At 69.3% G+C, this 9,632-nt stretch carries 6 protein-coding genes and 2 pseudogenes; 5 read left to right on the top strand and 3 right to left on the bottom strand.

Annotated elements, in window-relative coordinates; all coding sequences use genetic code 11:
* From U9980_RS13110 to U9980_RS13095, 4 genes and pseudogenes are all read left to right on the top strand, one after another.
* Nucleotides 1–307 (top strand): annotated as a pseudogene (locus U9980_RS13110) (hypothetical protein); the annotation flags it as partial.
* Between the two features lie 2 nt (nt 308–309).
* Nucleotides 310–1,089, top strand: coding sequence for a GGDEF domain-containing protein (locus tag U9980_RS13105; RefSeq protein ID WP_322768160.1), 780 nt, complete (start codon nt 310–312; stop codon nt 1,087–1,089).
* A 76-nt stretch (nt 1,090–1,165) separates the two neighbouring features.
* Nucleotides 1,166–5,788, top strand: coding sequence for an FtsK/SpoIIIE domain-containing protein (locus tag U9980_RS13100; protein WP_322768159.1), 4,623 nt, complete (start codon nt 1,166–1,168; stop codon nt 5,786–5,788).
* Nucleotides 5,789–5,837: 49 nt separating this feature from the next.
* Entirely contained in the window at nt 5,838–7,094 is a 1,257-nt protein-coding gene (locus U9980_RS13095; protein WP_322768158.1) for an APC family permease, read from the top strand.
* Nucleotides 7,095–7,172: 78 nt separating this feature from the next.
* Here U9980_RS13095 and U9980_RS13090 read toward each other — a convergent pair whose 3' ends face one another.
* The 3 genes from U9980_RS13090 to U9980_RS13080 form a co-directional block, all read right to left on the bottom strand.
* Nucleotides 7,173–7,769 carry a hypothetical protein gene (locus tag U9980_RS13090; RefSeq protein ID WP_322768157.1) on the bottom strand — a complete coding sequence of 199 codons (597 nt, stop codon included), beginning with the start codon at nt 7,767–7,769 and terminating at the stop codon, nt 7,173–7,175.
* 71 nt (nt 7,770–7,840) lie between these two features.
* Nucleotides 7,841–8,164: a hypothetical protein gene (locus U9980_RS13085; RefSeq protein ID WP_322754550.1), complete on the bottom strand. Its 324-nt coding sequence runs from the start codon at nt 8,162–8,164 to the stop codon at nt 7,841–7,843.
* A 76-nt stretch (nt 8,165–8,240) separates the two neighbouring features.
* The gene (locus tag U9980_RS13080; protein ID WP_322749096.1) at nt 8,241–8,543 is read right to left on the bottom strand and encodes a WXG100 family type VII secretion target; all 303 of its coding nucleotides are present in this window, start codon (nt 8,541–8,543) and stop codon (nt 8,241–8,243) included.
* 596 nt (nt 8,544–9,139) lie between these two features.
* On the opposite strand from U9980_RS13080, the pseudogene U9980_RS13075 reads away from it, so the two are divergent.
* Nucleotides 9,140–9,632 (top strand): annotated as a pseudogene (locus U9980_RS13075) (hypothetical protein); the annotation flags it as partial.

The following is a 9,632-nucleotide window of genomic DNA, read 5'->3' as shown; positions in this document are numbered from 1 at the left end:
GGACACGGCCGCATTCGCACACCACGCTCGCTACATCCGGACGGGTCCGGGCCGTCGGGAGAGGTGGGTTTCGGTGATGACCGACGACGTGGCCTCGGTGGTTCTCGACGCGCTGCCGACCGCGGTCGCGGTACTCGATCCCCACGGCACGGTGCTGACGCTCAACGACGCATGGCGCCGCGGCGCCGCGACCGGAATTGCCCTTGTCCCCGTCCAGCCGGGCGAATGCTGGCTTGCCGCCTGCGCCGCTCCGCGGGCGCCGCCGCAGGCACGGGCGCGCACCTGCCGCACCTCGAACAGCTCGTGACCATGACCAGGCAGCTGCTGGACAACCCTCATGGTCGCCCCCAGATGGAGATCCACTACCCGGGACCACGTGGTCCCCGCTGGTTGTACGTACAGTTGCGCCCGCTCGTCGGCGGCCGCGGGCTCGTCGTCCTGGTGGATGACGTCACCGAACGTCACGATCTCGAAGACAAGCTGCGTCATCACGCGACCCACGACGCACTGACGGGCCTCGCGAACCGACTGCCGGTCGCCCAGCGCCTCGGCGAGCTCTGGAGGGCATCCACGGACACAGCCCGCGAGCAGACCTCGGATCAAGACGCGAGCGGGGACGGCGTCCATCCGGCCGCCCTGTTCTTCCTGGACCTGGACTCCTTTCGCACCATTAACAACACGTTCGGCTACCGGATCGGTGACATGGTCCTGCGGGCCACCGCGGCCCGGCTGACCTCCGCACTGCGTCCGACCGACCTGTTGGCCCGCTGGGGAGGGGACGAGTTCGTCGTGGTGGCGGGTCACCTGACCAGCACGGACGCGGCAACCCTGGCCGAAGCGCTGACCCTGTCCCTAACCGAACCAATGGGCGTCGACGGCCATCAGATCAGGGTGTCGGCCAGCGTTGGGATGGCCATGCTGGGCCCGGTCACCGGGTCCGGCGGCCGGCGGCAACCAGGGCGCTCCCCGTCCGGTGAGCCACCAGCCCCGGACGCTGTGGAGCTCGTCCAGCTGGCGAGCGAGGCGCTTGTCCGCAGCCGGGTCCAGCACCGTCGTCGACCCCGGCCCTTGCCTCGGCCCCAGCCATAGCGACCGGGACCGGGACCGCGCCACCGATATCTGAGATAAAGCCTGTTATGTCGGTATCAGGCCGTATCGTGCAGCCATGCGCCTAACACTGACGGTAGCCGACCCGGCCCACGACGTCAGTGTCGACGTCCTACTGGACGCCGATCCGGATATACCGGTCAGTACGGTCGCCTACGCCCTGGCGAACCACCTCCGACCGGGCCGTTTCACGCCGCTGGTCTGCGAGCGGTCCCATGACCGGGTGCCAGGCCGGCCGCGCCTGTTCGTCGACGGCCGGCTCGTCACCGGGGCACTCTCGCTCGCCGAGTCCCCGATCCACGAGGGCACCCTGATCAGCATCGACTCACCAGCGGGCTGGCTGCCCCGGGAACCGCCCGGTCTGATCGAGGTCCGGGTGATCGGCGGACCGGGCGCGGGTGTGGTCCACCGACTCGGGCCCGGTGAGTTCGCCGTTGGCGCCGGAGCGACCTGCGCCGTCCGCCTGGATGATCCCGGCCTGGCCGCCGAGGTGATGACGATCACCGTGATGGCGGACGGCTCGTGTCGCCTCATACCCGCGGCCACCGACCCCGGGCGGCAACCCGTCGGCGACCTCGGGCTGCAACCCGCCGGCGTTCTCGTCGACCGTGAGCCGTTACAGGCCCCGATCGACCTGCCGACCAGCGCCCAGATCGCGATCGGGTCCGTGCTGCTGGAGATGAGCGCGCCCAGCCGGGCCGACGCCGCGCTCAAGGCCTCCGACGACGGGGCGGGGCTCGACTTCAACCGACCGCCCCGGCTGCTCCCGCCGATCCGCCGGACGCGCTACAAACTGCCCGGCGAACCCACCGAACCGGAACGGCGTCCCATGCCGATCCTGATGGCCGTCCTGCCGCTTGGCGCAGGCGTGGCCATGGCCTTCCTGTTCAAGCAATATTACTTTCTGCTGATGGCCGTGATCGGCCCGGTGGGAATGATCGGAATGCATGTCTCCGGCGACCGGCAGGGCCGGCGCAGCTACCGTAAACAGCTGGCCGACTACCGCCGGCGACGGGAAGAAGTCGAAGCCGACGCACAGCAGGCGCTGCTCGTCGAACGCTCGGCCCGGCGCGCCGACTTTCCCGATCCGGCAACCGTCCTGCTCACCGCCGTCGGGCCACGCGGGCGCCTGTGGGAACGCCGCCGGGACAACCCCGACTACCTGCGGCTGCGGCTGGGCACCGCCGACCTGCCCAGCGAGGTCGTGATGGAGGACCCGGCCGCTCAGGAACACAAACGCGAAATCACCTGGACGGCACCGGACGTCCCGGTGACCGTGGCCCTGCCCGAGCGGGGCGTGTTGGGCATCGCCGGCCGCGGCGACCTGCCCCGGGTGCTCGCCTGCTGGCTGATCGCGCAGGCCGCGACCCTGCACAGCCCGCGCGACCTGGCAATCTGCATACTCACCGACAGCTCCGGTGCCGCTGCCTGGCAGTGGGTGCGGTGGCTGCCGCACTGCCGGCCGAGCGAAGGGCAGAACACCACCGTCCTGCTCGGGACCGACGATGAGTCGCGGGCCCGGCGGATCGGCGAACTGATCAACCAGGTGGCGGCGCGAGCGGACGCCCGGGCGACGTCGGGCGGCAGGAATCCGCCGGCCGACGGCCCGGATGTGCTGGTCGTCTTGGACGGCGCACGTCGGCTGCGGTCCGTGCCCGGCATGATCGCAATCCTGCGGGACGGGCCTGCGGTGGGCATCCACTCGATCTGCCTGGATCGCGACATCCGGCTCCTGCCGGAGGAGTGCCAGGCCGTGGCGGAGGAGCGGGAGACGGGGCTGTGTCTGGTGGAGATGCGCACCGAGATCGTCCATGACGTCCGCCCGGATCTCGTCGCGACCGCGCTGCCGGCCGAGCCCGACGCTGTGGTGAGCGCAGCCGGAGCCGCGGCCTGGTGTGAACGGCTCGCCCGCGCGCTGGCACCGGTCCGCGATGTCGGCGGGGACGACGAGGCGACGATCCCGGCCGCCGCCCGGCTCCTTGACATCGTCGGCCTGGAACCACCGACCGCGGCGGCGGTGGCCGCACGCTGGCTTGTCGCCCCTCGCAGTACGGCCTTCCCTGTGGGCCTGTCGCTCGACGGGCCGTTCGCGCTGGACCTACGCCGCGACGGCCCGCACGGACTGATCGCCGGCACCACCGGATCCGGCAAGTCCGAGCTGTTGCAGTCGATCGTGGCCTCGCTCGCCGTCGCGAACCGGCCGGAAGAGATGACGTTCGTGCTCGTGGACTACAAGGGCGGCAGCGCCTTCGCCGACTGCGTCCGGCTGCCGCACACGGTCGGCATGGTGACCGACCTCGACACCCACCTGGTGACCCGCGCACTGGAGTCGCTGTCGGCCGAGCTCCGCCGACGCGAGCACATCCTCGCCGATGCGGGAGCAAAGGACATCGAGGACTACGCGCTGCTGGCCGCCGCGCAGACGCGTCGCGCACCGACCGGCCCGGCCCCCGGCCCGGCCCCTGTCCCGTCCCCGGTCCCGGCCCCGCTGCCGCGGTTGTTGCTCGTGATCGACGAGTTCGCCTCGCTCGCCCGTGAACTGCCCGCCTTCGTCACCGGTCTGGTCAACATCGCGCAGCGCGGCCGGTCGCTCGGCATCCATCTGTTGCTCGCGACCCAGCGGCCCAGCGGGGTGGTGTCGCCCGAGATCCGGGCGAACACGAACCTACGGATAGCGCTGCGTGTCACCGATACCGCGGAGAGCTCCGACGTCATCAACGCGCCGGACGCCGCGCGCATCTCACCGGCCACCCCCGGTCGTGCCTACGTTCGGCTGGGGCACGCGTCGCTCGTCCCGTTCCAGTCCGGCCGGGTCGGTGGTCGTCGACCGGCCGGGGCCACCGCTGTTTCCGGAGGCACAACCGACTATCTGACCCCACCGTGGGTAACCGAACTGACCTGGGCCGCGTTGGGCCAACCGCCGCCGACACCGCCCCGGCCACGATCATCCGAGAATGAGATCACCGACCTCAAGGTGCTCGTCGAAGCGATCCGGGAGGCAGCCGTCACCCTTGCTATCCCATCGCAATACAGTCCGTGGTTGCCACCGCTACCCGAACGGCTCGCCCTACGGACGCTGCCGGGGTCCGTCCCCACGGGCCCGCACGCGTTGCCGCCCGTCCCGATCGGCCTGGCGGACCATTGCGACCGCCAGGCCCAACGTCCTTTCACGATCGACATCGAGAACGGGGGTCATCTGCTCTTCGTCGGCTCACCGCGGTCAGGACGATCAACAGCCCTGCGTACCCTGGCCGGATCAACGGCGGCCACCATATCATCCGCCGATGTTCATCTCTACGCGCTGGACTGCGGGAACAACGCCCTTGCGCCCCTGACGTCCTTGCCGCACACCGGGGCCGTGGTCAGCCGGGACTCTCCCGAGCGGGTTCAACGGCTCTTCGCCCGGCTCATCGCCGAGATCGTCGAACGGCAGGAGAGCTTTGCCGCCCGCGGGTACGCCGACCTCGCCGAGCAACGAGCCGTCGACCGCGACCGCCCGCTGCCGTACCTGGTCCTGCTGATCGACCGCTTCGAGAGCTTCCTGGCATCCTTCGAGGACGTCGACGGCGGAGCACTCGTGGACCTGCTGACCCGGCTGCTACGGGAAGGACCATCGGTCGGCCTGCGGGTCGTCATGACCGGTGATCGACGCAGCGCGTCCGGACGGTTCAGCGGGACGATCGAGAACCGGTTCGTGCTGCGGATGGCGGACCGGTCCGACTACGCGATGGTGGGCCTCGCCTCGGGCACGGTGCCCGACACGTTACCGCCGGGGCGTGGATTTCAGGCGGAGACCTCCGTGGAAACCCAGATCGCGCTGCTCACCGAGGATCCGTCCGGCCGTGCGCAGGTCACAGCGTTGCAGGAAATCTCCATGGCCGCAGCGACTCGTGACGGAGTGCCACCGGGACCAGCCGCTGGCGCCCGAACCGACTACCGACGGCCGTTTCGCATCGACGTGCTCCCCGGGCGCGTCACCGTCGCCGAGACCGAGGCGTTGCGCCCGGGACGACGATCACCGTCCCCGACCGACGGATCAGGGCCATTGGCATCGCTTGTCGCGCTGATCGGCGCCGGCGGCGATGAACTCGCCCCCATCGATATCGATCTCGCCGCCGACGGACCTGGTTTCGTCGTCGCCGGCCCGGCGCGCTCCGGCCGGAGCTCCGCGCTGCTGACGATGGCGGAATCGCTGCTGGCCGGCGGCGCCCGGCTGCTTGTGCTGACCCCTCGGCGCTCACCGCTGTCGGCGCTCGCGGGCCGTCCACAGGTGATCGACGTACTCGGTACGGAGGCGACGGCCAGCGACATCGATGCCGCCTGCGCCTGCGTCGGGGGCTCGGGCGGCCTGGTTGTCGTCATGGATGACGCGGAGCTGCTGGCGAACGCACCCCTGGCCGACCGTATGACCGAATTCCTGCGAACCGCCCGCGACGACGGTCACGCGTTCATCGCGGCCGGTACGACCGCGGACCTGACCGGCCAGTACCGAGGGTTCATGGTTGATGCTCGTCGGTCACGAAACGGGGTAATCCTTGCGCCGGGCACGCCCAGTGAGGGAGATCTCTTCGGAATACGGCTGTCCCGCGGCAATTCCGCCGCCATGCCCGTCGGTCGCGGGCTGTTCGTACTCCGGGGCAGGACGACGCCCATCCAGGTCGCCTTCTCCACGCCTGGATAGCGTTCGCCGGCAGGCCACACCTGCGGGCGTCCCAGGAAGGCGATGACTCATGACTGACGTGGAGCCGGCCGGCTCGCTCCAACGGCACCTTGGCCCGGGTGACGCGGTGATCATCGGCCTTGGATCGATGATCGACGCGGGTGTGTTCGCGGCCTTCGGACCGGCAGCGGGCGCCGCGGGAGCCGGCCTCCTCATCGGTCTCGCGATCGCCGCGGTGATCGCCTACTGCAACGCGACGTCGTCGGCCCAGCTGGCAGCCCGCTACCCCGAGTCCGGTGGCACGTACGTGTACGGGCGCCGCCGCCTCGGCGCCGTGTGGGGCTATCTCGCCGGCTGGGGATTCGTGGTCGGCAAGACCGCTAGCTGCGCCGCCATGGCCCTGACCATCGGGGCCTACGCCTGGCCGCAGCATCCCCGCCCGGTCGCGGTCGCCGCCGCGGTGTTGTTGACCGTGGTCAACTACTTCGGGATCGCCAAGACCGCCCAGCTGACCCGACTACTGGTCGCGCTGACCCTGATCGCGTTGACCCTCGTGGTGGTCGCATGTCTGGCCGGTGGCACAGCGGACGCCGATCGGCTGAGCCCGATCTGGCCAGGCAGCGGGCCGGGCGCTGTCCACGCTGTCCTGCAGGCCGCGGCACTGCTGTTCTTCGCGTTCGCCGGATACGCTCGGATCGCCACTTTGGGTGAGGAGGTCCGCGACCCCACGCGGACGATCCCGAAGGCGATCCCTGCCGCGCTCGGACTCACGGTCGGCGTCTACCTCCTTGTCGGGCTGTCCGCCCTGCTGGCCGTCGGCCCCGACCGGCTGGCGGCCGCCGTTGACCCACTCGCCGTCGCGGTCAGCGCCGGCAGGCTCCACTCCCTGACTCCCGCGGTCCGCGTGGGCGGGGTGGTGGCGAGTCTCGGGGTGCTGTTGTCGCTCCTTGCCGGGGTCGGACGCACCACCCTGGCAATGGCGCGCGAACGGGATCTGCCCGGCTGGCTCGCCGCGGTGCATCCAACCCACGGCGTTCCACACCGGGCTGAATTGCTGCTCGGTGGCGCGGTCATCGTCATCGTCACCGTGTCCGATGTCCGGGGAGCAATCGGATTCTCGAGCTTCGCGATCCTCGTCTATTACGCGGTCGCCAACGCCAGCGCCTTCACCCTGGACGGCCCACAACGGCGCTGGCTACGCCCGCTCGCGCTGGTCGGCGGCGCTGGCTGTGTCGTCCTCGCGTTGACCCTGCCGGCCGCCAGCATCCTCACCGGGCTCGGCGTTCTCACCGCCGGCATCGCCGTACGGGCCGCGCCCCGGCCATAACCCGGACGATCCCGCCACCTGAACAGCCGACCAACTGACCAACTGTGCTGTCAGCAGGATGCCGCAAGCTGGCCGCCGTCACGGACGAATCGGAAGGTCGACGAATCGGAAGGTTGAGGTCACCGCATCGAACAGGTCGTGCAACGCGTCCACAAGCACCATGTTCGGACTGGAGCAGGCGACCAGGGCGACCTGGCCCGACTGTGGGATGGGGACAAAGGTCTGCATTGTCGTCGTCCTGATCCAACCGGCCCGATCAGGCAATGTGAGGTCCTCGACACCGTAGGCACGGGCGGCCTGCCCGGCCTGCGGAAGATCGACGAGTGCCACCGTGGTCCAGGTGTCATCCGGTGATCGGGCGACCTTCTCCGTCAGCGTGGCCATAATCGCGCCCGGGGTGACGCCAGCGATCCGGTCGCCAGCGACGCCATCCGTGCGGTCGCCGCCGGGCGCGGCAAGCACCGAGACGGTCACTCCGGCGGACAGGCCCGTGCCTTCAACCGCCTCGGCCATGACCCCGCAGAACAGTGCGCCACCAGCAGCGGCGTCGCTGGCCGCATGGCGCAGTATGCGGGAGATCGCCGTGCAGTGCCCGGCGAGTTCGGGGACACCGCGCGTGCGCTCGCGGACCAACGCGTCGATGGATGCCCGGCGGGTCACCGGGTTCAGGTCCACCTCGAACCAGCTGTCCGGAATGGTGATCGAGAACCCGGCGGTTGCCGGCCAGCTGGCTGCGGTGTGGTTACTCAGATCCCCGCCACCCCCTCATCCGTGGGTTGTGACGCCCGGTTCAGGTTGGTAGCCAGGTCGGTGTCGACCTGGCGCAGTGCCCGCGCGGATTCCGACGCCATCGTCGCCAGCTTGTTCGCGTTGTCATCGATCTTCTTGCGCCCGTCGCTCCAGTCGTGCTCGAAATCGCTGAGTGCGTTCTCGATTTCGGCCGAGCCAAGCTGGCCCCGATAGTGGTCGAGCGTCGAACGGGTCGCGTTCATCGTCGATCGGATCGATTCCAGATTGCGCGCGAGGGAGTCCAGACCCGGAAGATCGACCGACAGGCGGTCAGCAGTCATCGAAACCCACCTCCGTTATGTGTAGGCCTGTACACGCGAAGCCTCGTAATCGGCGGCCGTGGTGGAGCCCGGCCTGCTAACCCTGCCCCCGAAGCGAGTTCGCGAGCTGGGTGTCGGCGGTACGGAATGCCTCCGCGGCCTTCGTGAGGTACCCGGCCATACCGTCCAGGCCGCCCAGCGTGTTGGTGACACCGGTGTTGAATCTGTCGTAGGAGTCCTGGAACTGCACGCTCGACTGGTCGGTGACATAGCCGCCCGCGACCAGCGCGTCGACCGTCTTCTTCAAGGCGTTCAGATGCGTCTCGATGTCGGTCTTGCCGTTGCGGAGTCTGGTACTGGCGTCGTCCATCTCGGTGTAGGTGACGTTGAGATTGGGCATCGTCTCCGGCCTCTTTCAGGTAGGTGGGCTGGCGTTGGCGGAGTGGACAGGCTTCGGCGTGCGCTGTCACAGCGCGGCGGATCGTCTGGTGCAGGGTCGTTCCGTCCCGCAACGGATCTCGTCCGGTGGTCATCGAGTCACCACCGGTGCTTCATTTCTGCCAAGAGTGGCGTAACAAGCACTTTGCGTGCCACAGTGTCGTGGTACCGGGATCCATCAGATAGCCACATATCGTGCTACATCCTGCGCCAGCGGATCCACTCCGTAACAGGTTCGCTGCGACAAGCATCTCACAGGGCGCGTCCCGTTGATACGGTTACGAACGTTTTTGTATGAATCTACTGTTTTGTCGCATCTGCCAGCGCGGCCAGAAGGAGGCCTGGTGTCCGCTCCGACGATAGATCAACATGTCGTTCGGCAACTATCCGGCTCCTCGGCGAGGCTGCTGCGCCCGTCGCCCGCACCGAGCCGTACCCGCCGCCCCAGGTGCAGCGCGCCTGAAAACGACGTCCAGCGATGACGAACGTGTCAACAGTGACGACGTTTATCCACAGCCCGGATGAAAGCCTGGTCGGCCCGAACCCGGGGGGAAGACGATGGGCAGCGTGACGCCGTCCCGCCGCGACCATGCCGGACCATCCGGCCGCCGGCATGCACGGCCGGCGACGCGGGCTGCTCACCCGCTCGTCCCGCGGCGGGAACGGCTGCGCGCCGTGCGGGCGGTCACTCTCCTCACCGTGATCATAATTGGCGTGCCAGCCATGCTGGTGCTGCTGGTCGGTTTACCGATTCCCGGGGTGTGGGCTCCTGCCTGGGCTCCTGCGAACAGGATCGACCAGGCGACCCTGATGGTGATCCTGTCGGGCGTGGTGTGGCTGGCGTGGGCGCACTTCGTCATCTGCGTCATCGCCGAGTGGCGGTCCGGACGACGAGGCTGCGACCGCCCGCCACGGATCCCACTCGGCGGCGGTTCGCAGACGCTGGCACACCGTCTCGTCGCCGCCACCCTGCTGTTCTCCGGCACCGCCATCCTGCTCGCACCCGGCGCGGACGCGCCCGGGCTGCATCCCGCCATCACGGCTTCGGCTG

Origin of the sequence: Protofrankia sp. Cr1 (assembly GCF_963555865.1) — a bacterium.
GTDB lineage: Bacteria > Actinomycetota > Actinomycetes > Frankiales > Frankiaceae > Protofrankia.
This window is presented reverse-complemented; position numbering and strand designations above follow the sequence as displayed.

What these genes read in the sequence shown, in the direction of transcription:
- U9980_RS13100 (WP_322768159.1), top strand. Translation starts at nt 1,166, where the DNA reads ATGCGCCTAACACTGACGGTAGCCGACCCGGCCCACGACGTCAGTGTC.
- U9980_RS13080 (WP_322749096.1), bottom strand. Translation starts at nt 8,543, where the DNA reads ATGCCCAATCTCAACGTCACCTACACCGAGATGGACGACGCCAGTACC.
- U9980_RS13085 (WP_322754550.1), bottom strand. Translation starts at nt 8,164, where the DNA reads ATGACTGCTGACCGCCTGTCGGTCGATCTTCCGGGTCTGGACTCCCTC.
- U9980_RS13095 (WP_322768158.1), top strand. Translation starts at nt 5,838, where the DNA reads ATGACTGACGTGGAGCCGGCCGGCTCGCTCCAACGGCACCTTGGCCCG.
- U9980_RS13105 (WP_322768160.1), top strand. Translation starts at nt 310, where the DNA reads ATGACCAGGCAGCTGCTGGACAACCCTCATGGTCGCCCCCAGATGGAG.